This window comes from Burkholderia sp. Bp8998 (assembly GCF_003854235.1).
Lineage (GTDB): Bacteria > Pseudomonadota > Gammaproteobacteria > Burkholderiales > Burkholderiaceae > Burkholderia.
In genome coordinates, this window is the sequence record NZ_QTQF01000001.1 from 458,677 (window position 1) to 481,896 (window position 23,220).

Annotated in this window: 20 protein-coding genes; 15 read left to right on the forward strand and 5 right to left on the reverse strand. The window is 67.4% G+C overall.

Annotated features, from left to right (window positions below; all coding sequences use genetic code 11):
* Positions 1-181: 181 nt before the first annotated feature.
* Positions 182-526, forward strand: coding sequence for a DUF4148 domain-containing protein (locus DIE06_RS02110; RefSeq protein ID WP_124611802.1), 345 nt, complete (start codon positions 182-184; stop codon positions 524-526).
* A gap of 114 nt (positions 527-640) precedes the next feature.
* Here DIE06_RS02110 and DIE06_RS02115 read toward each other — a convergent pair whose 3' ends face one another.
* A complete protein-coding gene (locus tag DIE06_RS02115; RefSeq protein WP_124659934.1) occupies positions 641-958 on the reverse strand; it encodes a hypothetical protein in 318 nt (105 codons plus the stop codon).
* A 405-nt stretch (positions 959-1,363) separates the two neighbouring features.
* Here DIE06_RS02115 and DIE06_RS02120 point away from each other — a divergent pair, with 405 nt between their 5' ends.
* Complete coding sequence (locus tag DIE06_RS02120) at positions 1,364-2,098, forward strand: peptidoglycan DD-metalloendopeptidase family protein (protein WP_124659935.1); 735 nt, start codon at positions 1,364-1,366, stop codon at positions 2,096-2,098.
* 48 nt (positions 2,099-2,146) lie between these two features.
* Here the strand turns inward: DIE06_RS02120 and DIE06_RS02125 are convergent, their stop codons facing one another.
* Positions 2,147-2,785 carry a Pr6Pr family membrane protein gene (locus tag DIE06_RS02125; RefSeq protein ID WP_124659936.1) on the reverse strand — a complete coding sequence of 213 codons (639 nt, stop codon included), beginning with the start codon at positions 2,783-2,785 and terminating at the stop codon, positions 2,147-2,149.
* 231 nt (positions 2,786-3,016) lie between these two features.
* Here DIE06_RS02125 and DIE06_RS02130 point away from each other — a divergent pair, with 231 nt between their 5' ends.
* The 5 genes from DIE06_RS02130 (at position 3,017) to DIE06_RS02150 (ending at position 8,653) form a co-directional block, all read left to right on the forward strand.
* Positions 3,017-3,553 carry a cytochrome b gene (locus tag DIE06_RS02130; RefSeq protein WP_124659937.1) on the forward strand — a complete coding sequence of 179 codons (537 nt, stop codon included), beginning with the start codon at positions 3,017-3,019 and terminating at the stop codon, positions 3,551-3,553.
* A gap of 156 nt (positions 3,554-3,709) precedes the next feature.
* Complete coding sequence (locus tag DIE06_RS02135; RefSeq protein WP_124659938.1) at positions 3,710-4,078, forward strand: DUF2946 domain-containing protein; 369 nt, start codon at positions 3,710-3,712, stop codon at positions 4,076-4,078.
* Positions 4,079-4,161: 83 nt separating this feature from the next.
* Complete coding sequence (locus DIE06_RS02140) at positions 4,162-6,288, forward strand: TonB-dependent copper receptor (protein WP_124659939.1); 2,127 nt, start codon at positions 4,162-4,164, stop codon at positions 6,286-6,288.
* A 232-nt stretch (positions 6,289-6,520) separates the two neighbouring features.
* Positions 6,521-7,615 (forward strand): triacylglycerol lipase, encoded by a 1,095-nt coding sequence (locus DIE06_RS02145; protein WP_124659940.1) that lies wholly within the window; start codon positions 6,521-6,523, stop codon positions 7,613-7,615.
* A 3-nt stretch (positions 7,616-7,618) separates the two neighbouring features.
* Positions 7,619-8,653: a lipase secretion chaperone gene (locus tag DIE06_RS02150; protein ID WP_124659941.1), complete on the forward strand. Its 1,035-nt coding sequence runs from the start codon at positions 7,619-7,621 to the stop codon at positions 8,651-8,653.
* Between the two features lie 9 nt (positions 8,654-8,662).
* Here DIE06_RS02150 and DIE06_RS02155 read toward each other — a convergent pair whose 3' ends face one another.
* Positions 8,663-10,186: a PLP-dependent aminotransferase family protein gene (locus DIE06_RS02155; RefSeq protein WP_124659942.1), complete on the reverse strand. Its 1,524-nt coding sequence runs from the start codon at positions 10,184-10,186 to the stop codon at positions 8,663-8,665.
* Positions 10,187-10,373: 187 nt separating this feature from the next.
* Between DIE06_RS02155 and DIE06_RS02160 the strand changes: the two genes are divergently transcribed.
* The 5 genes from DIE06_RS02160 to DIE06_RS02180 all read left to right on the forward strand — a co-directional run bounded on the left by DIE06_RS02160 (position 10,374) and on the right by DIE06_RS02180 (position 16,492).
* Positions 10,374-11,465, forward strand: a complete 1,092-nt coding sequence (locus tag DIE06_RS02160) for an ABC transporter ATP-binding protein (RefSeq protein WP_124659943.1) — start codon at positions 10,374-10,376, stop codon at positions 11,463-11,465.
* A 77-nt stretch (positions 11,466-11,542) separates the two neighbouring features.
* On the forward strand, positions 11,543-12,589 hold the full coding sequence (locus DIE06_RS02165; RefSeq protein ID WP_124659944.1) for an ABC transporter substrate-binding protein: 1,047 nt from the start codon (positions 11,543-11,545) through the stop codon (positions 12,587-12,589).
* 100 nt (positions 12,590-12,689) lie between these two features.
* Positions 12,690-13,946, forward strand: coding sequence for an ABC transporter permease (locus tag DIE06_RS02170; RefSeq protein ID WP_185733329.1), 1,257 nt, complete (start codon positions 12,690-12,692; stop codon positions 13,944-13,946).
* A 37-nt stretch (positions 13,947-13,983) separates the two neighbouring features.
* Positions 13,984-14,820 carry an ABC transporter permease gene (locus DIE06_RS02175; protein WP_124611789.1) on the forward strand — a complete coding sequence of 279 codons (837 nt, stop codon included), beginning with the start codon at positions 13,984-13,986 and terminating at the stop codon, positions 14,818-14,820.
* Between the two features lie 253 nt (positions 14,821-15,073).
* On the forward strand, positions 15,074-16,492 hold the full coding sequence (locus DIE06_RS02180) for an MFS transporter (protein WP_124659946.1): 1,419 nt from the start codon (positions 15,074-15,076) through the stop codon (positions 16,490-16,492).
* A gap of 188 nt (positions 16,493-16,680) precedes the next feature.
* Here the strand turns inward: DIE06_RS02180 and DIE06_RS02185 are convergent, their stop codons facing one another.
* Entirely contained in the window at positions 16,681-18,420 is a 1,740-nt protein-coding gene (locus DIE06_RS02185) for a protease pro-enzyme activation domain-containing protein (protein ID WP_124659947.1), read from the reverse strand.
* A gap of 702 nt (positions 18,421-19,122) precedes the next feature.
* Between DIE06_RS02185 and DIE06_RS02190 the strand changes: the two genes are divergently transcribed.
* From DIE06_RS02190 to DIE06_RS02200, 3 genes are read left to right on the forward strand one after another with little or no spacing between them, the layout of a single operon-like run.
* Positions 19,123-19,446: a helix-turn-helix transcriptional regulator gene (locus DIE06_RS02190; protein ID WP_039319058.1), complete on the forward strand. Its 324-nt coding sequence runs from the start codon at positions 19,123-19,125 to the stop codon at positions 19,444-19,446.
* On the forward strand, positions 19,443-19,874 hold the full coding sequence (locus tag DIE06_RS02195) for an SRPBCC domain-containing protein (protein WP_124659948.1): 432 nt from the start codon (positions 19,443-19,445) through the stop codon (positions 19,872-19,874). Before DIE06_RS02190 ends, DIE06_RS02195 begins: the two co-directional genes overlap by 4 nt.
* A complete protein-coding gene (locus tag DIE06_RS02200; RefSeq protein WP_124659949.1) occupies positions 19,871-20,311 on the forward strand; it encodes a DUF1801 domain-containing protein in 441 nt (146 codons plus the stop codon). Before DIE06_RS02195 ends, DIE06_RS02200 begins: the two co-directional genes overlap by 4 nt.
* A 167-nt stretch (positions 20,312-20,478) precedes the next feature.
* Here the strand turns inward: DIE06_RS02200 and acnA are convergent, their stop codons facing one another.
* Entirely contained in the window at positions 20,479-23,196 is a 2,718-nt protein-coding gene (gene acnA / locus DIE06_RS02205; protein ID WP_124659950.1) for an aconitate hydratase AcnA, read from the reverse strand.
* Positions 23,197-23,220: the final 24 nt, after the last annotated feature.

Here is a 23,220-nt window from a genome sequence, read left to right on the forward strand (position 1 = left end):
TTGTTGCGAAAATCTATGCTTTGAGTAGGGTTTTCCGTTCCCGGATTCCGGAATTGTTGGCTCCGAGGAAACAGTGTTTTCGTTCTTTCATGGTTTTCCCTAAGTGATCTCGGGACTAAACTTTGTTCAATCGCTGCAGACATGGTGTGTGCGGCGAAGCAAAAAAATCCCGGAGGTAATCATGAAATCGCTGATCGCAACGTTCGCTGCAGCTGCCGTCCTCGCCGTTCCCGCCGTGTCGTTTGCCCAACAGAGCGCGCCCGTCACCCGTGCGCAGGTGAAGGCCGAACTGGCCGAGCTGCAACAGGCCGGCTACAAGCTGGGCAGCGACCGTACCGACTACCCGGCAAGCATCCAGGCCGCTGAAGCCCGCGTGAACCCGCAACAGAACGTCGCCGCCGCCGATACGAGCGGCTACGGCGCGCAACCGGCCGCCCAGCAAGAGTCGGGTGCGCCGGCAGTCGCCAAGACCGGCTGGCAAGTGAAGCGCGTGTCGGATGGCGCACCGGTCTACAAGGGTCGTTAATCGTCATTGATGGTCGGCCGCCAACACGGCCTGATCCGACCCTGCGCAGTACACGCAGCCCGTCGTTCCGCGTCACGGAACGACGGGCTGTTTTCATTGGCGGCGCCTGTCTCGTCAGTGCAGCGGCCGCGGGCCGCGGCCGATGTCCCGGAACAGCGCGTCGGCGGGCTCCAGCGCCTGCAGCCATGCTTCGTCGTAGCCGCTCAGCGTGTCGAGCGCGTCGCGCAGCCGCTCGATCGCGAGGACCGGCAGCTCGACGCTGTGCCGGGTGTGGCTCAGGTGCGCGACGCTCGCCAGCTGGACGAGGGCGTCCGCGGCTTCGGCGACGTCCGTCGCGAACAGCAGGTGCCGGTTGAGCAATTCGACGAGGCCGCTGGAACCGGCGAAATCCTCGGCGTTGAGCTGCACGGACAGAAACGTCGCATTGTTCATGGTTTTCTCCTCGTTATCGCTGGATCGTGCGGTGCACCTCCGAGTATAGGAGGCGGCCGGCAGCGGGGCGGCGGTCGTTGATGCGACACGGCCGGCTGCCGCGTTATCGCCGGCCGGACGCCCCGCGCGGTGCGGCTTGCGGGCCGCCGGCATCCGCCCGCGGCATCGCAAGATTGTTGCCGGCGCGGGCGCCTGTCGCGGTCCGGACCACGACAAATGGTATCTTTGACGATCGGGACGACGCGAAAAAGGGGCCGGTGAGCCCGTTCGCGTCGACGTTCCGCTGTGGAAACTGACGGCCGCGAGAGCGGTCGGATACTGGTTGGTCCGGCCGTCCGGCCGGACATCGTGCGTCGCACGCCGGAGGGCGGTGGGCGGCGCAACGACGCAAATCCGGGAGGACCCTTGAGAAAAACGATTCCGATCCACGATGCGCTGGCGCGCTGGTTGCCGCAAGCGGCGTTCGTCGCCGGGGCTGCCGCGCTGACGGGCTGTACGATGACGCCGTGGACCGACAGCTGGCAGCCGGTGCGACCGTCGACGCCGGCGTCGGTCGCCACGCCGGGCGTGATCGCCGGCTATTACCGCGTGAATCCGGGCGACACGCTCGCCGGCGTTGCAGCCGCGTACGGGCAGCGCGTGCAGGACGTGGCCAGCTGGAACCACATGTCGCCAAATGACACCTTGTCGCCCGGCCAGGTGCTGCGCGTCGCGCCGCCGCCGGCCGCGACTTCGCTCGGGCAGCCGTCCGCGGCGGCCACGCAACCCGGCTCGCTGGCATGGCCGGCCACGGGCATCGTCGCGACGCCGTTCTCCGCCGGCAAGACGCGCGGCATCGTGATCGCCGCGTCGGGGCCCGACCGTTCGGTGCGGGCCGCGGCCAACGGGCGCGTGGTCTACGCCGGATCCGGCGTGAAGGCGTACGGCCCGCTCGTGATCCTGAAGCACGACAACGGGCTCATCACCGCCTACGGGCACAACGGCAGGCTGCTCGTCAACGAAGGCGACGCGGTGCGCGCGGGCCAGCCGGTCGCCGAGATGGGCACCGACGCGAGCGGCCGCGCGACGTTCGAGTTCGAAGTCCGGCAGAACGGCAAGGTCGTCGATCCGATGTACTTCCTGCCGCGCAACGGCGGCTGACGCGCCGCGTCACGACGTGTGCGCCGCGCGGCGCACACGTTCCCGCCGTCACCCTTCCTTGAGCGTCGCGGCGCCGGACTGCCTCGCATGATTGCCGAGCCAGCGGATGCCGAGTGCGAGTCCCGCCGCACCGAGCGCGATCAGCGAGCACTGCATCGCGACCGGCAGGTAGCCGTGCGGCCGCGGATCGACGAACGGATAGGGATACCAGTTCTCCAGCGCGCCGCGCACGAGCGTATAGCCGAGATAGACGACCGGAAAGCCGAGCCACGCGAACGCGCTGCGCCACGGGATCGGCGAGCGCGGCTCCACGTACAGCCAGTCGCACAGCACCACGAGCGGCACGATCCGGTGCAGGACCCAGTTGTTGAGGGCCGGTGTGATGTGGCGCAGCGCATCGAGCCGTGCGAGCAGCAGTTCGTAGACGATCGCGGTGATCAGCACGTAGAGCACGGCGGCGCCGCGCATCGATTCGTAGCGGGCCGAGCCCGGGCGCGTGACGCGCGAGAGCCCCGCGATCAGCATGGCCGCTGCATACAGGCTGCTCAGTTGCGTGAAGTAGCTGAGGTAGTTGCCGAGATGAAAGGCCGGCATGCCCCAGTAGTCGGCGACGCTGTGCAGCGTGGTGGACACCGCGAGCAACGCGGCGATCAGCCGGTAGGCCGCAACGAAGAACGCTTTGCTCATGATGCCCGCGCAACGTCGCACCAAAGCCTCATCGTGCCACAGCCGCGGATGCGCGCGATGCGGATTTTCCATATGGTAGGCCGCGGGGCGGGGCCGTGCGGATTCTTCCGATATTTGATCCGGTCGTGCAACGCCCGCCGCACGTGAGGCTACAATCGGGGCAGCCGCCGGGCACCGGCCAGCCGCGGCACGTGCCCGCCCCGCATACCGACGAGAAATACGAGACACAGCATGAAAAACATCCTCGCGAAACAGACGCGCTACAGCTCACCTGCGATCTTCTTCCACTGGGCTGTCTTCCTGCTGGTGGCGCTGGCCTACCTGGCCGTCGAGATTCGTGGACCGAAAGGCAGCGACAGTCGCGTGTTCTGGATGAACGTGCACTATCTGGCAGGCACTTTCGTGCTTGTGCTCTCGGTGCTGCGCGTGTTGTGGCGGGCGGTCAGCCGCGTGCCGGAGCCCATTCCGCAGGCGACGCTGCTGAAGTGGCTGTCGAAGCTCGCTCATCTCGCGCTGTACGTATTCATCATCGCGCAGCCGTTGCTCGGCATCATGTTGGTCAACATGGGCGGCAAGCCCGTGTCGCTCGACTGGATCGGCGTGTCGTTCACGCTGTTCGGCCCCGACAAGGCGCTGCGGCCCACGGTCAAGGATGCGCACGAACTGATCGGCAACGCGTTCTACTTCGTGATCGGCCTGCATGCGCTGGCCGCGCTCTACCACCACTTCGTCCGGCGCGACGACGTGCTGCGACGCATGGCGCCGTGATCGCCGCGCGCTGAAGCCGCGCAGCAGCCGGGGGCGCATGGTTGTATTGCCAACCATGCGCCCCCGGTTCGTTTACCGCGATGCGCGACTGGCCATCGCGGCGAACATTCGGTAACATCTCTGCTGCTTTTACATTCCGCTTACGCATTGCCGCGCATGCTGCACCGACATCGTCACCTGACCGCCTGGCTCGGCGTGTTCGCGATCTGGCTCGCGATCGCGGCGCCGCTGGTGTCGCAGTGGCGCATCGCACCGGCGGCCACTCCCGATGCAATCGTCTGCAGTGCAGAGCATGGCGCGCACCGTGCGCCCGCTGCGAGCCACGCACACGATCATGCGCGGCATCTCGATGCGTGCGGCTATTGCGGCTTCTTCGCGCACAGTCCCGCGATCGGCGGCGCGGTCGCCGCATCGTTCACCTTTGTCCCGGCCCACGCCGTTTCCGCCGCCGCGCCGCATTCCGTCGCGGCGCGCGACGACCGCTATCCGCGCGCGTATCCACGCGCACCGCCCGAGCGCGCCTGACGCGCTGTCTTCCGTTTCTTTCATCGCCGATATCCGTGCGGTCCGTCGAGGCCGCGTGGAGGGCGTTACTCGGGCTTTCGATCATGACCATTCTTTCCTTGCGCGCGCCGAGGGCGCCGCGCCATTCCCGTGTGCGGCACGTGCCGCGCATGCTGAAACTTACCGTTCCCGCGCTGGCCGTCGGCGCGATGACCGCGGCCGCGACCGAATCCGCGCGTGCGGCCGGCACGCCGACGGACGACGCGGCCGCGCTGCTGCCTCCCGTCGAGGTCGTCGCGTCGCCGCTGACGACACCGCTCGTCGTCGTCACGAATCCGAAGACGCCGCGCCAGCCGCTGCCGGCGAGCGACGGTGCGGACTACCTGAAGACGATTCCCGGCTTCACGTCGATCCGCAGCGGCGGGACGAACGGCGACCCCGTGCTGCGCGGGATGTTCGGGTCGCGGCTGAACATTCTCGCGAACGGGATGCCGACGCTCGGCGCGTGCCCGAACCGGATGGATGCGCCGACCTCGTATATCGCGCCGGAAAGCTATGACAAGGTCACGGTCGTGAAGGGTCCGCAGACCGTGCTGTACGGCCCCGGTGCATCGGCCGGCACCGTACTGTTCGAACGCGTGACGCCGCGTTTCGAGCGCCCCGGCATGCGTTTCGACGGCAGCGTGGTCGGCGGGTCGTTCGGCCGCGACGACCAGAACGTCGACGTGACGGCCGGCACGCCGGACGTCTACGGCCGCGTGACCGCGAATCATGCGCATGCGCAGGACTACAAGGACGGCAACGGCAACACCGTGCCGTCGCAATGGGACAAGTGGAACGCGGACGCGGCGCTCGGCTGGACGCCCGACGATCACACGCGCGTCGAACTGACGGCGGGCACCGGTGACGGTTATGCGCGCTATGCAGGGCGCGGAATGGACGGCGCGCATTTCCGTCGCGAGACGTTCGGCCTGTCGTTCGACAAGCGGCATCTCGGCGACGTGCTCGACCGGATCGAGGCGCGCGTGTACTACAACGAAGCCGACCACGTGATGGACAACTATACGTTGCGGCAGCCCGACCCGACCAGCAGCATGCCGATGCGGATGGCGTCCGAGGTTCGGCGCCGCACGCTCGGCGCGCGGGCCGCGGCGACCTTCCGCTTCGGCGACGACTTCACGCTCGTCACCGGCGTCGACGCGCAGTCGAACCGGCTCGACGCACGCTCTGCGATGGGGCGGCAGAACTACGGCGATCAGCCGTGGGATGCACGGGCGACGATGTGGAACGCGGGCGCGTTCGGCGAGCTGACGTGGTATGCGAGCGATGCGTCGCGCGTGATCGGCGGCGCGCGGGTCGACTACGCGAGCGCGCGCGACAAGCGTGCGACGACGCGCGGGATGATGGCGAGCAAGCCGAATCCGACCTTCGACGACGATCGCGCACGCGTGCTGCCGAGCGGCTTCGTACGCTACGAACGCGACCTCGCGTCGCTGCCGGTCACGTGGTACGCGGGGATCGGCCACGCGCAACGCTATCCCGACTACTGGGAGCTGTTCTCCGCGAAGCGCGGCCCGGCCGGCTCGATCAACGCGTTCTCGGCGGTGCAGCCGGAAAAGACCACGCAGCTCGACATCGGCGCGCAGTACAAGAGCGACCGGTTCGATGCGTGGGTGTCGGCCTACGCGGGTTATGTGCAGGACTACATCCTGTTCAACTATGCGGCCGGGATGATGGGTCCGACCACGCAGGCGACCAACGTCAACGCGCAGATCATGGGCGGCGAAGCCGGCGTGTCGTGGCGGCCGGTCGCACCGCTGCGCGTCGAGACATCGCTCGCCTATGCGTGGGGGCGCAACGCGACGAGCGGCGATCCGCTGCCGCAGATGCCGCCGCTCGAGGCGCGCTTCGGGCTCGAGTACTCGCGCGGCGCATGGTCGGCCGGCGGGTTGTGGCGGGTCGTTGCGCCGCAGCATCGTCATGCACTGAACGAGGGCAACGTGGTCGGCAAGGACTTCGGCCCGAGCGCGGGGTTCGGCGTGCTGTCGCTGCATGCGCAGTACAACGTCAGCAAGAAGGTGCAGATCTCGGTCGGCGTCGACAACGTGCTGGACAAGGCCTACACCGAGCACCTCAACCTCGCCGGCAACGCGGGCTTCGGCTATCCGGCGAACGCGCCGGTGATGGAGCCGGGGCGCACGGCATGGGTGCGCGTGAGCGCGAAGCTGTAACGCGCGGCGCGCGTGTGCGATGCAGCATGCGCGCGCGTGAATGCTGCCCCGCCCGAACGGGCGGGGTACGTCAACCGATTAGAGAACCGTATCTAGTCAGGGCGCAAACGTTCGCGACTCGTGATTCACTCCCCCATTCGACGCACACGGTCGCCCGCGACCGTTCGCGACTGGCCGTGCGCGTCGATCCGATCTCATTCGCACCGGCAGCACAATAATCAGGAGAACATGCATGGCCAGATCGATGCGTTCCAGGGTGGTGGCAGGGACAGTGGCATGCGCGATGAGCGTCGCGCCGTTCGCGGGGACGACCGCGGTGATGACGCTCGCGACGACGCACGCGGCGATGGCGGCAACCGCGCCGGCGGACAACTACGCGGCGACGCGTTATCCGATCATTCTCGTGCACGGGCTCACCGGTACCGACAAGTACGCGGGCGTGCTCGAGTACTGGTACGGCATCCAGGAGGACCTGCAGCAGCACGGTGCGACCGTCTACGTCGCGAACCTGTCGGGGTTCCAGAGCGACGACGGCCCGAACGGGCGCGGCGAACAGCTGCTCGCTTACGTGAAGACCGTGCTTGCCGCGACCGGTGCGACCAAGGTGAACCTGGTCGGTCACAGCCAGGGCGGCCTCACGTCGCGCTATGTCGCGGCCGTCGCGCCCGATCTCGTCGCGTCGGTGACGACGATCGGCACGCCGCATCGCGGCTCCGAGTTCGCCGACTTCGTGCAAAGCGTGCTCGCCTACGATCCGACCGGACTGTCGTCGTCGGTGATCGCCGCGTTCGTCAATGTGTTCGGCGTCCTGACGAGCAGCAACAACAACACGAACCAGGACGCACTCGCCGCACTGAAGACGCTGACGACTTCCCGGGCCGCCACGTACAACCAGAATTATCCGAGTGCGGGCCTCGGCGCGCCGGGCAGTTGCCAGACGGGCGCGCCGACGGAGACCGTCGGCGGCAACACGCACCTGCTGTATTCGTGGGCCGGCACGGCGATCCAGCCGACCGTTTCCGCGTTCGGCGTCACGGGCGCGGCGGACACCAGCACGCTTCCGCTGATCGACCCGGCGAACGCGCTCGACCTGTCGACGCTTGCGTTGCTTGGTACCGGCACGGTGATGATCAATCGCGGCTCCGGCCAGAACGACGGGCTCGTGTCGAAGTGCAGCGCGCTGTACGGGCAGGTGCTGGGCACGAGCTACAAGTGGAACCATCTCGACGAGATCAACCAGTTGCTCGGCGTGCGCGGTGCGTATGCGGAAGATCCGGTCGCGGTGATCCGCACGCACGCGAACCGGCTGCGGCTCGCGGGCGTGTGATCGATGACGGCACGTGAAGGACGCGCGCCGCTCGCGCGGCGCGTTGCGATCTACGGTGCGGCGGGGCTGGCGGCAATCGCCGGTGTCGCGATCTGGAGCGGCGCGGCATCGCATCGCGATGCGGACGTTGCCCACGCGTCGGCCGGTGCGGCGGCACTCGGCGGTGTGACTGCCGCGCCGCCGCAGTCCGCACTGCCGGCGAGCACGGGCCTGCCGCCGCCGCTCGCCGGATCCAGTGCGCCGCGGCTACCGCTCGATGCCGGCGGCCATCTCGCGAGGTCGCGTGCGGTGCGCGATTTCTTCGACTACTGCCTGACCGCGCGGAGCGACTTGAGCGCGATCGCGCTCGATGCGCTCGTCGTGCGCGAGATCGCCGCACAGCTCGACGGCACGGCGGCGCAGCCCGAGGCGCTCGATGTCTGGCATCGATACCGCGCGTATCTCGACGCGCTCGCGAAGCTGCCGGAGGCGGGCGCGGTCGACAAGGCCGATCTCGGTGCGCTGCAGCTCGCGCTCGACCAGCGCGCGTCGATCGCATATCGGACGCTCGGTGACTGGAGCCAGCCGTTCTTCGGCGCCGAGCAGTGGCGGCAGCGCTACGATCTCGCGCGGCTGAAGATTGCGCAGGACCGCACGCTGACGGATGCGCAGAAGGCGGAGCGGCTCGCGGCGCTCGCACAGCAGATGCCGGCCGATGAACGCGCGGCACGGCAGAAGGCCGACCGGCAGCAGGCCGCGATCGCCCAGATCGCGCAGTTGCAGAAGAGCGGGACGACGCCTGATGCGATGCGCGCGCAACTGACGCAGACGCTCGGCCCCGAAGCCGCCGCACGCGTCGCGCAGATGCAGCAGGACGACGCGTCGTGGCAGAGCCGCTATGCCGACTATGCGGCGCAGCGTGCGCAGATCGACGCGGCCGGGTTGTCGCCGCAGGATCGCGATGCGCAGATCGCCGCGCTGCGGCAGCGCATGTTCACGAAGCCCGGCGAAGCGGTGCGCGCGGCGTCGCTCGACCGCGGCGCGGCTGCCGCGCCATGACGCACGTGGTCATGCCGCGCGCGTGAAGTGCCGCGGCAGGTGCTGTTCGATGGTTGCCGCGAGCGTGTCGAACGCGGGGCCGATGCGTTCGTGCGCGACGCACGCATAGCCGAGCAGCAGCCCGCGCCGCGCGGTGTCCAGATTGCTGTAGTAGCTGGTCAGCGGACGCACGATCACGCCTGCGTCGAATGCGCTTTGCGTGACCGCGCGATCGTCGCACGTGTCGGGCAGGCCGAGCACCAGATGCAGGCCGGCCTCGTCGCCCATCACGGGCAGCGCGTCGCCGAAGCGCGCATGGATCGCATCGATCAGCAATTGCCGGCGCTCGCCGTACAGCGTGCGCATCCGCCTGACGTGAGAAGTCAGGTGCCCGTCCATGATGAATTCGGCGAGCACGGCCTGCTGCATCAGCTGGCCCTCGCGATACAGCTCCGACAGCCCGGTGCGGAATGTGTCGACCAGATGCTCCGGCACGACCATGTAGCCCATCCGCAGGCCCGGGAACAGCATCTTGCCGAGGCTGCCGACGTAGATCACGCGGCCGCCGTCATCGAGCCCCTGCAACGACGCGAGCGGCCGGCTGCCGTAGCGGAATTCGCTGTCGTAGTCGTCCTCGATGATCCAGCACCGGTGCTGGCGCGCGTACTCGAGCAGCATCCGGCGCCGCGCGAGGCTCATCACCATCCCGAGCGGATACTGGTGCGACGGCGTGACGAGCACGAGCCGCGGCGGATGCTGCATGTCGCTCGCGCCCGGATCGATGCCTTCCTGGTCGACCGGCACCGGCGTGAGCGCGAGGCCGGTCGCCTGCAGCACGCTGCGCACGCCCCAGTAGCACGGCTCCTCGACCCACGCGCGATCGCCGATGTCGGACAGCAGCCGCACCGCGAGGTCGATCGACTGGTGGATGCCGGTCGTGATGATCACCTGGTCCGGCGAGCATTTGACCGAGCGCGCGACGCGCAGGTAGTCGGCGAGCGCGCGGCGCAGCGGCCGGTAGCCGCCGCCGGGCGCATAGGTCAGCAACTCGGGATTCGCTTGCTTCCACAATCGCGCCTGCAGGCGGCTCCAGGTGCGGCTCGGGAATTCCGCCACGTCCGGCACGCCCGGCATGAACGCTCCCCACTGGCGCCGCGACACGCCCGCGTGCTCGATCAACTGACGGCCGCGCATCGACAGGCCGCCCTGTGCATCCTGCTGCGACGCCGCATCGACATCGGACGGCGGCGGCGCGGCGCCCGGCACGCGAATCGCGGCGGCATCCGGGCGCGTGTCGGCCACGTAGGTGCCGCTGCCGGTCGTCGTCAGCACGTAGCCTTCGGCCGTCAGCTGGTCGTACACGTGCAGCACGGTATTGCGCGCGATCGACAGGTCGGCCGCCAGCGTGCGCGAACTCGGCAGCTTTGTACCTGGCCCCAATTCTCCGGTGAGGATGGCTTGCTGCATCTGTTGCAGCAGTTGCCGGTACATCGGCTCGGACGAACTGCGGTCGAGACGGGCGGAGAGCCAGTCGGCGAGGATCACGGTATCCAAAGTGGTTCTACTTGGAATATTGAAATGGTTCCCTAGTATAGAACCGTGGGCGCCGTATAGTGGGTCCATCTCGCAAGAAAACGCCGGGCCGCCCCAAGTTTTCTTGACCCCCTCGGGGGGCCTGGCGCGCAGCGACAGGTTTGGGGGCATTCATAAACGTTTGTCGCGCAGCAAGGGGACAGCCACGATGAAGTCCGATGATGTGATCGTCAGCTTTCGCGGCGTGCGGAAGACCTACGACGGCGAGACGCTGGTCGTCAAATCGCTCGACCTCGACATCCATCGAGGGGAATTCCTGACGCTGCTCGGGCCGTCCGGCTCGGGCAAGACCACCTGCCTGATGATGCTGGCGGGCTTCGAGTTTCCGACGGGCGGCGAGATCCGCCTCGACGGCGAACTGCTGAATACCGTGCCGCCGCACAAGCGCAACATCGGCATGGTGTTCCAGAACTACGCGCTGTTTCCGCACCTGACGGTCGAGCAGAACGTCGCGTATCCGCTGACGGTGCGCAAGCTGTCGGCAGGCGAGCGCGCGGAGCGTGTCGCGCATGCGCTGAAGATGGTGCAGATGGAGCGCTTCGCGAAGCGCTATCCGGCGCAGTTGTCGGGCGGCCAGCAGCAGCGCATCGCGCTCGCGCGTGCACTCGTGTTCGAGCCGAAGCTCGTGCTGATGGACGAGCCGCTCGGCGCGCTCGACAAGCAGTTGCGCGAACACATGCAGTACGAGCTGAAGGCGCTCCACGAAAAGCTCGGCGTGACCTTCGTGTACGTGACGCACGACCAGGGCGAGGCGCTGACGATGTCCGATCGGGTCGCCGTGTTCGACAAGGGCATCGTGCAGCAGCTCGATACCGTCGACCGCCTGTACGAATCGCCGTGCAACGAATTCGTCGCGAACTTCATCGGCGACAGCAACCGACTGCGCGGCACCATCGCGCGCGTCGACGGCGAGTTCTGCGAATTCCGGCTCGACGACGGCACGCAGCTCGTGGGCCGTCGTATCGGTGACGTGGCTGAAGGCGCGCCGGCCGTCGCCTGCATCCGCCCCGAACGCATGAGCCTCGCGAACGGTCACGCGAACGGCACCGCCAATCGCGTGACCGGCGAGGCGCGCAGCCTCATCTATTTCGGCGATCACGTGCGCATGCGCTGCGCGCTGCCGGGCCAGGACGAATGTTTCGTGAAGGTGCCGCTCGGCACCGGCGCGCTCGATGCGTTCTCGCCCGGCGCGCCGGTGTCGCTCGCGTTCGCGCCCGAGCACCTGCGCGTGTTCGCCTGATACCTGTTTTCCGCGATTTTCCGCAGCACGTCGTCAACAACAAAGCCCACTTCCACCACGAGAGGAGAGGAACCACCATGAACGGAGCAAGCATTACCGCGCGTCGCACCGCGCTCGCACTGGCGCTCGCCGTCGTCGGCGCATCGGCCACGGCGGCCGAACTCACGGTCGTCAACTTCGGCGGCGCGAACGGCGACGCGCAGAAGGCCGCGTTCAACCAGCCGTTCGAGAAAGCGACCGGCAACAAGGTCACGGCCGTCGAATACAACGGCGAGCAGGCCAAAGTGAAGGCGATGGTCGAGGCGAAGCACGTCAACTGGGACGTGGTCGAGGTCGAATCGGGCGACCTGAACCGCGGCTGCGACGAAGGGCTGTACGAGAAGCTCGACTGGTCGAAGATCGCGAAGAAGTCCGACCTGATTCCGGAGTCGCCGCAGGTGTGCGGCGTCGGCTTCTTCGTGTGGTCGACCGCGCTGTCGTACAACGCGGACAAGCTGAAGACCGCGCCGACCGGCTGGGCCGATTTCTGGAACGTGAAGAAATTCCCCGGCAAGCGCGGGATGCGCAAGGGCGCGCGCTACAACCTCGAATTCGCGCTGATGGCCGACGGCGTCCCGACGAAGGACGTGTACAAGGTGCTCGGCACGAAGGCTGGGCAGGATCGCGCGTTCAAGAAGCTCGACGAGCTGAAGCCGTACATCCAGTGGTGGGAAGCGGGTGCGCAGCCGCCGCAGTTCCTGGTGGCCGGCGACGTCGTGATGTCGACTGCGTACAACGGGCGCATCGACGCCGCGCAGAAGGAGGGCAAGAACCTGAAGGTCGTGTGGAACGGCAGCATCTACGACCTCGACTACTGGGCGATTCCGAAGGGCTCGCCGAACAAGGCGCTCGCCGAGCAGTACATCGCGTACACGCTGACGCCGAAGCCGCAGCAGGCGTATGCGCAGCACATCGCGTACGGCCCGGCGAACGTCGCGGCGATCAAGTCGCTCGACGCGAAGACGCTCGCGAACCTGCCGAACTCGCCGGCCAACGGCAAGAACGCGGTGCTGGAGGACATCGGTTTCTGGACCGATCACAGCGACGAGCTTGAGCAGCGCTTCGCCGCGTGGGCGACGAAGTAACAGCCGTTCAGGTGTCCTGATGCAACCGGCCGCGCGACGCTGAACGCGTCGCGCGGCATTCCGCCGGATCGAGCCCGGCCGGAGAGAACCGTTGAACACGATGACGATCGCCCCTTCCTCGCAGTCGACCGCTGCGCTCAAGCGCGAGCTGAAGGCCGCCGAGGCCCGCAAGCGCACGATGGCGTTGCTGCTGATCGCGCCGCTCGCGATCTTCCTGCTGCTCATCTTCGTCGTGCCGATCGGCACGCTGCTCACGCGCGCGGTGCAGAACCCCGAGATCGCGACCGCGTTGCCGAACACGATCGCCGCGCTGTCAGGCTGGGACCGCAAGGCGCCGCCGGCGGACGCTGCGTATGTCGCGCTCGCGGCCGACATGGCGAAGGTCGCCGACAGCGAGGCGATGGGCGCGCTCGCACGGCGACTGAACACCGAGATTCCCGGCTACCGCTCGCTCGTCGCGAAGACGGCGCGTGCGATGCCGCTGAAGGGCGAGGGCGACGCGGCACTGACGCCCGCGCAAACGCGCACGAAGCTGATCGACCTCGATTCGCGCTGGGGCGACGTGGCGTACTGGCAGTCGATCGCGAAGAACGGCAGCCAGGTGTCGCCGTTCTACCTGCTCGCCGCGCTCGACCACAAGCAGGATGGCTTCGGCCAGATCGTGCAGGCCGATCCCGACCAGTCGATCTATCTCTCGATTTTCGGCCGCACGTTCGTGATCGGCGTCGCGGTCACGCTGTTCGCGCTGCTGCTCGGCTATCCGCTCGCGTACTGGATCTCGACGCTGTCGGAGCGTCGCGCGAACCTCGTGATGATCCTGGTGCTGATTCCGTTCTGGACGTCGGTGCTGGTGCGCGTGGCCGCGTGGATCGTGCTGCTGCAAAGCGAGGGGCTGATCAACACGGCACTGATCGGCAGCGGGCTGATCTCGCATCCGCTGACGCTGCTGTTCAATCGTGTCGGCGTGTACATCTCGATGACGCACATCCTGCTGCCGTTCATGATCCTGCCGCTCTACAGCGTGATGAAGTCGATCCCGCCGACCTACCAGCGCGCGGCCGTGTCGCTCGGCAGCCATCCGTTCGCCGCGTTCTGGCGCGTGTACGTGCCGCAGACCTATCCGGGCGTCGGCGCGGGTGCGCTCCTCGTGTTCATCCTCGCGATCGGCTACTACATCACGCCCGCGCTGCTCGGCGGGCCGAACGACCAGATGGTCAGCTACTACGTCGCGTACTTCACGAACGTGACGATCAACTGGGGCATGGCGTGCGCGCTCGGCGGGCTGCTGCTCGCGGCGACGCTGGTGCTGTATGCGGTGTACGGGCGCTTCACGCGCACGAACGTGAGCCTCGGCTGAGCGCCGGGCACAGGGAAACGGGAAGGGGATTCGGACCATGAAACTCGCCAGGCCGCTGTTCGCGCCGCACATGTCGTTCGTCGAGCGCGCGTGGTACATCGCGTTGCGCGTGCTCGTCGTGCTGACTCTGCTGTACCTGATCCTGCCGGTGCTCGCGATCGTGCCGCTGTCGTTTTCGTCGAGCACGTTCCTCGTCTATCCGATTCCGGGCTTCTCGACGCGCTGGTACGAGAACCTGATCGCGTCGGACGAATGGCGGATGGCCGCGAAGAACAGCTTCATCGTCGCGCCGTCGGCGACCGTCGTCGCGACCGTGCTCGGCACGCTCGCCGCGATCGGCCTCACGAAGGCGGACTTCCGCGGCAAGGGGCTCCTGATGGCCGTGCTGCTGTCGCCGATGATCGTGCCTGTCGTCGTGGTCGGCGTCGGCATGTACCTGTTCTTCGCGCCGCTCGGGCTCGCGAACACCTACACGGGGCTGATCGCCGCGCACGCGGCGCTCGGCGTGCCGTTCGTCGTGACGACGGTGGCCGCGACGCTGCAGGGCTTCAACCAGAACCTGGTGCGTGCGAGCCTGTCGCTCGGCGCGAACCCCGTCACGACGTTCTTCCGCGTCACGCTGCCGGTGATCGCGCCGGGTGTGATGTCGGGCGCGCTGTTTGCGTTCGCGACGTCGTTCGACGAAGTCGTCGTCACGCTGTTCCTCGCGGGCGCGGACCAGACGACGCTGCCGCGCCAGATGTTCACCGGGATCCGCGAGAACATCAGCCCGACGATCGCCGCGCTCGCGACGATCCTGATCATCTTCTCGACGAGCCTGCTGCTCGCGCTCGAATGGCTGCGCGGACGTAACGCGCGACGTGCGGTGTCGTAACGGCGCCAGGACGCGCGCCGTCCGACAGGCGCCCGGGCCACCGATCGTTGCGTCCTCAACGATGCCGTGCACCCGTCGCGGCACGCTCGACCTTTCATTTGTCTGACTGACGACGCAGTTGCCTGCACGTTCGATGCGGCTCTGCAACAATACGGCACGCGGTGCCGCGCGTTCCGTTGCTGTTGCACGGAGCCTCCGACGCCGCGCCGCTCAATCCGCGACGCCGCGCGTCGCTCGTCAGTCGAGCCTCATCTTGTCCGAATTCGCATCCCCCGCCGGCACCCGGGAGCCGGCCGTCAACTGGCGCGCGATGTCCGCCGTGCTGCTGGCCGTCGCGCTCGCGACGCTCGATACGGCAATCGCGAACACCGCGCTGCCCGCGATCGCCGCCGACCTGCACGCGTCGCCGGCCGCGTCGGTGTGGATCATCAATGCCTACCAGCTTGCGATGGTCGCGACGCTGCTGCCGTTCGCGTCGCTCGGCGACATCGTCGGTCACAAGCGCGTGTATGTCGCGGGCCTCGCGGTATTCACGCTCGCGTCGCTTGGCTGCTCGCTCGCGGCGACGCTGCCGCAGTTGACGGCGGCGCGGATCGTGCAGGGCTTCGGCGCGAGCGCGATCATGAGCGTGAACGTCGCGCTGATCCGCAACCTGTTTCCCGCGCACCGGCTCGGGCGCGGCGTCGGCTTCAACGCGCTCGTCGTCGGCGTGTCGTTCGCGGTGGGGCCGACGATCGCGTCGCTGATCCTGTCGGTGGCCGCATGGCCGTGGCTGTTCGCGGTGAACGTCCCGCTCGGCGTGCTCGCGCTTGCCGTGGCGATTCCGTCGCTGCCGCAGACGGCGCGCGGCAAGCATGCGTTCGATCCGCTCGCCGCACTGTTCAACGTGATCACGTTCGCATCGCTGATCTTCGCGCTCGGCGAATTCGCGCAGCGCGGGCCGCTGTCCATCGTGTTCGCGGCCGCCGCGGTCGCGCTCGCGTTCGGCTGGCTGCTGATCCGTCGCCAGGCCGGGCACCCGGCGCCGATGCTGCCGGTCGACCTGTTCCGCCGGCCGGTGTTCACGCTGTCCGCGCTGACGGCCGTGTGCGCGTTTGCCGCGCAGGGGCTCGCGTTCGTGTCGCTGCCGTTCTACTTCGAAACGGTCCTGCATCGCAGTGCGGTGGAGACCGGCTTCCTGATGACGCCGTGGTCGGCAATCGTCGCGCTCGCCGCGCCGATCGCGGGCCGATTGTCCGACCGTTATCCGCCCGGATTGCTGGGTGCGATCGGGCTTGCGCTGCTGAGCGCGGGGATGGTGTCGCTCGCCGCGTTGCCGGCAGCGCCGAACGTCTTCGACATCGGCTGGCGGATGATGCTGTGCGGGGCGGGCTTCGGTTTCTTCCAGTCGCCGAACCTGAAGGCGCTGATGTCGAGCGCGCCGCCCGAGCGCAGCGGCGGCGCGAGCGGGATCATCGCGACCGCGCGGCTGATCGGACAGGCGACCGGCGCGGCGCTCGTCGCGCTGTCGTTCGGGATCGCCGGACGTCACGGGCCGACGCTCGCGTTGATGCTCGGTGCGGGTTTTGCCGGCGCCGCGAGCGTCGCGAGCGGGCTGCGGCTCTTCGCGCCGTCGCATCGGGCCGGCGCGCCGGTGGTGTCGACGCCGACGAAGGAGCGGGCGACGGAATAGGGTTCCGTGCGCGCCCGCTGCCCGGGAATTTCCCGGCCGGCGCGTGGCGAACGGCTGCCGCGCGCCGGCCAGCGCATCGCACTCTCAAGAAAACGCCGGGCGGCCCCAAGTTTTCCACCCGGAACGAAGTCCCCTTGGAGGGTCGACCCCCTCGGGTGCCCGGCGCGAAGCGACGGGTTTGAGGGTGCTCAGAAGCCGCCCGTCTGGATCAGCTTGTTGAGGTTCGCGATGTTCAGGCTGCCGAAGCCGGTCGTCAGATCCCAGCCGGTGCCCGCGTTGTAGCCATACCCCTGATAGCCGTTGTTCCCCGACACGACGTCATAGCGCACGAGCGACGGGTTCGACGGAACGTCCGCATAGAACTTGCCGGCCGGGAAACCGAGGCCGGTGCCGTTCGCCGCGAGCAGGCGCGCCCAGAAGCCGGTGAAGATCGGCGCGGCGAGGCTCGTGCCGCCGATCTGCTGCAGCTGGCCGTAGTTGTAGATGTACGCGCCCGTGCTTTGCGCGGCATCGAACGACACGTCGGGTAGCTGGCGATTGCTGCCCGACTGCCACGCCGGTGCCGGCAGGACCGTGCTGACGCCGCCGCCCGTCGCCCACAGCTTGCCGTTCGCGTCGAGGCCTTCGTTCCACACCGTCTCGTTCGAGAAGGCGCCCGCCGACGTGGTGTACAGCGTCGTGCCGCCGATCGCGAGCACGTGCGGCGACGCGGCCGGCCACGACACCGTGTAGTTCGCGCCGTCCGGATAGCCGCGGTTGTTGCACTCGTATATGCCTTCGTCTCCCGACGATACCGAGAACGTCTGGCCCTGCGCGGCGGCCGTCGTGAAGATCTGCTCCTCGGCGTCGATCGTGCCGTCCGCGTTCGCGTCGGTCTCGCACCAGCCGAGCGACACGTTGATCACCTTCGCGGTGTTGTCCGACACCGCGCGGTTGAACGCCTGCGTGAGCCCCGTGTTGCCGGCGGCGTTCAGGTCCGCCATGTAGAACGTGAGCTTGCCGACCTGGCCGCCGGCCGAGCCGACGATCGACTGGCTGTCGAGATCCCATTCGCCCTGGCCGTCCTGGTCGTCGCTGTAGCTGCCGGTCGTGCCGGTGCCGTTGGTCTTGACGGTCTGGGTCGTGACCGTGCCGTAACCGTTGCTCGACGTGAACTGCTTCAGGTCCTGCAGCGTCTGCGACACGCCGCCGATCGTGATGATGCCGACGGTCACGCCGGCCGCGGTCGGCACGCCGGTCGCGTTGTAGAGGCCCGGGAATTCCTTCGGATAGTGGCCGGTGGCCGTGCCGGCCGCGAGCGCCTGCGGCTTCGCGACGTTGCCGATGCGCAGCATCGGCCGTGCGCGCGCGACGCTCTGCAACCCGAGCACCGAGCCGACGACGTCGCCGAGCGCATGCGGCACCTGCGCGGTCGACGCGTTCGCGAAGCCCGAGCGGCCGGCGTACTGGAAGTGCACGAGCGACGTGTTGAACGCGGTCTTCACCGTGCCGGCCGTGCCGCGCGCGGACACCAGCAGCCGGTTCGGCGCGACCTCGATGTTCACGAAGCCGCTCTTGCGCAGATAGTCGACGACCGACTTCACTTGGGCTTCGGTGGGCGCGTAGCTGGCGAGGAACTGCTCGTGCGTCAGGTACTGGCGGTAATGCGCGTTGCCGGGCCGGTTCACGTCGTGCGCGAGCTGCTTGAGCTGCGCGGCGTTGCGCAGCTTCAGGCTGACGACGACGTCGGTCGTCTCGCCGGCCGCGAGTTCGAGCGACGGCGCCGCGCTGCGCGCCATCAATTGCGGGCTGGTCAGAAAGGCCTTCGTGTGGGTATCGACCCAGTCCGTCGTCGCATGCGCCGCGCCGGCGGCGAGCACGAGCGGCCACGCACACGCGAGGCGGCGGGGCGACGGAAGGGAAAGTGAAAACCAGGCGTTCCTTTTCATCGGGAGTCCTTTTTAGGAGAGACGACGTTGCTGGAACCCCCGGCCCTTGTGGGGCCGCGAGCGGTGACGAGCGTAGGGCGTCGGTGCCGTTCAGGTAGCTGCCAGTTTCCATAGCTGTCAGTTTTGACATCGGCGTGCTCGCGCGCATGGGCCACGTCGTTCGTGCATGCAACCGCGTGCCCCGGCGAAGGGAACCGGTTCGCCGCGCGACTGCGCGATGGTCGACGACGTTTGCACGCACGACGCGTTCGTTGCGGTATCGGAATGCGCGCGATGGCGGAGTGAATTGTCGTGCGGGCGCATCGCCCGCGATCGGGCGTGGACGCTTCGCGCGTTGCACTATGTGGTCAGGCGCCGCCGCGGCGCCGGCGCGACGACGTCCGGATGCGCGGCTGCACAAAAACGGGGCCAGTCGATCGCGGGCGTTTCCCGAACTGTGGAACAGCGCGTTGCCGAGTCTTGCAGCGTGCTTTCGGTTCGAGGGTCGGGCGAGCGAATTAGAGGAAATGCTCGAATTCGGGCGGGGGCGCCGACCCGACGCGCGCTCGATGTCCGTCGCAAGCCGGGTCGCCGCCGTTCAGCCCGTTCCGGCGAACGGGCCATGCTGAAGGTTCGAACGACGTCGCCCGCGAAATTCCTCCTTGACGCGCGTGGATCCGGCGATATTCTTTAATTCATAACCATCGGGTTATGAATTAAAACATGCAAAACGCTCACGACATGCTGTTCAGGACGCTTGCCGATCCGACACGCCGCGCGCTCTTCGAGCGGCTGTGCGAGGAGGGCGAGCTGACGGTGGCCGCGCTGACGGCCCATGCGGGCGTGTCGCAGCCGGCGGTATCGAAGCATCTGGGCGTACTGAAGCAGGCCGGGCTCGTGAGCGACCGTCACGAAGGCCGGCAGACGCACTACAGCGCGCAGCCGCAGGCGCTGACTCCGCTGATCGACTGGACCAGCCAGATGGCCGGCTTCTGGCAGAACCGGTTCGACGCGCTCGAAGATCTGCTCAAGAGGATGGATCAATGAACCAGGCCACTACCGAAACGCGCACCGTCGTCGTCGAACGGGAACTGTCGCATCCGCCGGAGAAGATCTGGCGCGCGCTCACGCAACCGCACTTGATCGAGGCGTGGCTGATGAAGAGCGACTTCGAGCCCGTCGCGGGCCGCGCGTTCAGCTTCCGGGCGGACTGGGGTTCGGTCGACTGCACGGTGCTGACGATCGAGCCGCAGCGTGCGTTGTCCTATACGTGGGCCGCTTATGGCCTGGAAAGCGTCGTCACGTGGACGCTCACGCCGACGCCGCGCGGCACGCTGCTGCGGATGGAGCAGGCCGGTTTCCGCACGGATCAGGAACAGGCGTACCGCGGTGCGCAGCATGGGTGGGCGCGGTTCTTCGAGTCGCTCGAACAGGTGCTGACGCGCCCCGATGAAGACCAGGAGGCCCGGGCATGAGCACATCGGACCTCGAACCGTCGGCTCGCATCGACGCACTGATCGCGGGAATCGCCGACTGGCGCGGCAAGACGTTCGCCGAGCTGCGCGAGACGATCCTCGCCGCCGACGACGGCATCGTCGAGGAATGGAAATGGATGGGCAGCCCGGTGTGGGAGTGCGACGGGATGATCGCGGTCGCGAACGCGCACAAGGGCAAGGTGAAGCTGACCTTCATGCACGGCGCGAAGCTGCCCGATCCCGACCAGCTGTTCAACGACGGTCTCGACGGCAACGCGCGGCGTGCGATCGATTTTTTCGAAGGCGACCGGATCGACAAGCGCGCGTTGAAGACGCTCGTGCGTGCGGCGATCGAATACAACCGCACGCATCTGAAGAAGAACGCGCGATCGGGTTCCGGTGCCGGCGCGAAGGCGCGCAGCAGCAAGGCGGCGTGACGCGCGAAACCGGCGGGTGACGTCCCGCGAAAGCGGGGCGCCACCGTACGCTCGGCGTTATTGCGCCCGCGAGGCCCGCACGCGAAAAAAAGCCCGACACGAGGTCGGGCATTCAAATCGGCCGCAACCGCCGCGAGGCGGCTGCGACACCTGCAAAAGCAGGACGCTTACGCTGCCAGCAGCGAGCGCAGCACGAACGGCAGGATACCGCCGTGCTTGTAGTAGTCGACTTCGATCGGCGTATCGATGCGCAGCAGCACCGGCACGCGCTGCGTTTCGCCGTTCTTGCGGTGGATCACGAGCGTGACGTCCTGCTGCGGCTTGAAGTCGTCGCCGAGGCCTTCGATGTCGTAGGTCTCTTCGCCGGTGATGCCGAGCGACTGGATGCTGTCCGCGCCCTTGAACTGCAGCGGCAGCACGCCCATGCCGACCAGGTTCGAGCGGTGGATCCGCTCGAAGCTGCGTGCGATCACGGCCTTCACGCCGAGCAGTTGCGTGCCCTTCGCGGCCCAGTCGCGCGACGAGCCCGTGCCGTACTCTTCACCCGCGAACACGACGGTCGGCGTGTCGGCCGAGATGTACTGCATGGCGGCATCGTAGATCGACTGCTGTTCGCCGCTCGGCTGGTGAATCGTCAGGCCGCCTTCGACGCGCGTGCCGTCTGCCTTCGCCGGGATCATCAGGTTCTTGATCCGCACGTTCGCGAACGTGCCGCGCATCATCACGTCGTGGTTGCCGCGGCGCGAGCCGTAGCTGTTGAAGTCGGCCTTCTGCACGCCGTTCTCCTTCAGCCACTTGCCTGCCGGCGAGTCTTCCTTGATCGAGCCTGCCGGGCTGATGTGGTCGGTCGTGACCGAGTCACCGAAGATGCCCAGTGCGCGCGCGCCCTTGACGGTCGGGATCGAGGCGGCCGGCTCCATCGAGAAGTCGTTGCCGAAGAACGGCGGCTCCGCGATGTAGGTCGACTTCGGCCAGTCGTAGACTTGGCCCGTCTCGCCCTCGATCTTGCTCCAGAGGTCGCCCTTCTTGGTCAGCTTCGCGTAGTTGTCCTCGAACTTCTTCGGGTCGAGCGCGAACTTGAGCAGCGCGTGGATTTCCTCGCTCGTCGGCCAGATGTCGCCGAGGTAGATGTCGTAACCATCCTTGCCCTTGCCGACCGGCTCGGTCATCAGGTCGCGCGTGATGTTGCCGGCGATCGCGTAGGCGACGACCAGCGGCGGCGACGCGAGGAAGTTCGCGCGGATGTTCGGGTGGATACGCGCTTCGAAGTTACGGTTGCCCGACAGCACGGCTGCCGCGACGATGTCGTTCTTCGTGATCGCTTCGTTCAGTTCCGGCGTCAGGTCGCCCGCGTTGCCGATACAGGTCGTGCAGCCGTAGGCGGCGACTTCGAAGCCGAGCTTCGCGAGGTAGGGCAAGAGGCCCGTCTTCGTCAGGTATTCGGTGACGATGCGCGATCCCGGCGCGAGCGACGTCTTGATGTGCGGCGCGACGGTCAGGCCGGCTTCGACGGCCTTCTTCGCGAGCAGGCCGGCGGCCAGCAGCACGCTCGGGTTCGACGTGTTCGTGCACGACGTGATCGCGGCGATCAGCACGTCGCCGTTCTTCACGTCGACGCCGTTGGTCGTCGTGTACTGCGCGTTCAGGTCGTCCGCTTTCTTCGCGAAGCCGTTTTCCGCGACCGGCTTCGAGAACAGGTCGGTGAACGTCGACTTGACGTTGCCGATCTCGATGCGGTCCTGCGGGCGCTTCGGGCCGGCCAGCGACGGAGCGACCGTGGCCAGGTCGAGCGTCACCGTCTTCGTGTAGTCGATGTCGCCGGCCTTCGGAATGCCGAACAGCTTCTGGGCCTTGAAGTAGTTCTCGAACGCGGCGATCTCCGCCTTCGTGCGGCCCGTGCCCTCGAAGTAGTCGATCGTCTTTTCGTCGACCGGGAAGAAGCCCATCGTCGCGCCGTATTCCGGTGCCATGTTGCCGATCGTCGCGCGGTCCGGCAGCGACAGCGACTTCGTGCCTTCGCCGAAGAACTCGACGAACTTGCCGACGACCTTTTCCTTGCGCAGCATTTCGGTGATCGTCAGCACCAGGTCGGTGGCGGTCACGCCTTCGCGCAGCTTGCCCTTCAGCTCGACGCCGACGACGTCCGGCGTCAGGAAGTACACCGGCTGGCCGAGCATGCCGGCTTCAGCCTCGATGCCGCCCACGCCCCAGCCGACCACGCCGATGCCGTTGATCATCGTCGTGTGGCTGTCCGTGCCGACGAGGGTATCCGGGTAGTACACGGTGTCGCCGCCGTCCGCCTTCTTGTGGACGCCGCGCGCGAGATACTCGAGGTTCACCTGGTGGACGATGCCGACGCCCGGCGGCACGACCTTGAACGTGTCGAACGCCTGCATGCCCCACTTCATGAACTGGTAGCGCTCGTTGTTGCGCTGGAATTCCAGCTTCATGTTCAGGTCGAGTGCATCTTTCTGGCGGAAGTAGTCGATCTGGACCGAGTGGTCGACGACGAGATCGACCGGGACCAGCGGCTCGATCTTCTTCGGATTCTTGCCCGAACGCTCCGCGACGCCGCGCATGGCCGCGATGTCGGCGAGCAGCGGCACGCCCGTGAAGTCCTGCAGCACGACGCGCGACACCACGAACGGAATCTCGTCGACGCGTTTCGCGGTCGGCTTCCAGTTCGCGAGCTGCTCGATGTGTTCTTCGGTGATCTTCTTGCCGTCGTAGTTGCGCAGCACGGACTCGAGCACGATACGGATCGACACCGGGAGGCGCTCGATCTTCGTCTTCAGTTCCTTGCCGAGCTGCGGCAGCGAGTAGAACTTGCCTTTGCCGGAACCGCTGTCGAATTCCTTGAGGGTCTTGTGGAGATTGTGGGCCATGGTGATTTTCCTGGGTTTAAGGCT

Bases quoted from the DNA above. Each gene is read 5' to 3' on its own strand.
- DIE06_RS02140 (WP_124659939.1), top strand. From the start codon at position 4,162: ATGACCATTCTTTCCTTGCGCGCGCCGAGGGCGCCGCGCCATTCCCGT.
- DIE06_RS02165 (WP_124659944.1), top strand. From the start codon at position 11,543: ATGAACGGAGCAAGCATTACCGCGCGTCGCACCGCGCTCGCACTGGCG.
- DIE06_RS02200 (WP_124659949.1), top strand. From the start codon at position 19,871: ATGAGCACATCGGACCTCGAACCGTCGGCTCGCATCGACGCACTGATC.
- DIE06_RS02110 (WP_124611802.1), top strand. From the start codon at position 182: ATGAAATCGCTGATCGCAACGTTCGCTGCAGCTGCCGTCCTCGCCGTT.
- DIE06_RS02170 (WP_185733329.1), top strand. From the start codon at position 12,690: ATGACGATCGCCCCTTCCTCGCAGTCGACCGCTGCGCTCAAGCGCGAG.
- DIE06_RS02125 (WP_124659936.1), bottom strand. From the start codon at position 2,785: ATGAGCAAAGCGTTCTTCGTTGCGGCCTACCGGCTGATCGCCGCGTTG.
- DIE06_RS02185 (WP_124659947.1), bottom strand. From the start codon at position 18,420: ATGAAAAGGAACGCCTGGTTTTCACTTTCCCTTCCGTCGCCCCGCCGC.
- DIE06_RS02160 (WP_124659943.1), top strand. From the start codon at position 10,374: ATGAAGTCCGATGATGTGATCGTCAGCTTTCGCGGCGTGCGGAAGACC.
- DIE06_RS02130 (WP_124659937.1), top strand. From the start codon at position 3,017: ATGAAAAACATCCTCGCGAAACAGACGCGCTACAGCTCACCTGCGATC.
- DIE06_RS02135 (WP_124659938.1), top strand. From the start codon at position 3,710: ATGCTGCACCGACATCGTCACCTGACCGCCTGGCTCGGCGTGTTCGCG.
- DIE06_RS02145 (WP_124659940.1), top strand. From the start codon at position 6,521: ATGGCCAGATCGATGCGTTCCAGGGTGGTGGCAGGGACAGTGGCATGC.
- DIE06_RS02175 (WP_124611789.1), top strand. From the start codon at position 13,984: ATGAAACTCGCCAGGCCGCTGTTCGCGCCGCACATGTCGTTCGTCGAG.
- DIE06_RS02115 (WP_124659934.1), bottom strand. From the start codon at position 958: ATGAACAATGCGACGTTTCTGTCCGTGCAGCTCAACGCCGAGGATTTC.
- DIE06_RS02195 (WP_124659948.1), top strand. From the start codon at position 19,443: ATGAACCAGGCCACTACCGAAACGCGCACCGTCGTCGTCGAACGGGAA.
- DIE06_RS02190 (WP_039319058.1), top strand. From the start codon at position 19,123: ATGCAAAACGCTCACGACATGCTGTTCAGGACGCTTGCCGATCCGACA.
- acnA (WP_124659950.1), bottom strand. From the start codon at position 23,196: ATGGCCCACAATCTCCACAAGACCCTCAAGGAATTCGACAGCGGTTCC.
- DIE06_RS02150 (WP_124659941.1), top strand. From the start codon at position 7,619: ATGACGGCACGTGAAGGACGCGCGCCGCTCGCGCGGCGCGTTGCGATC.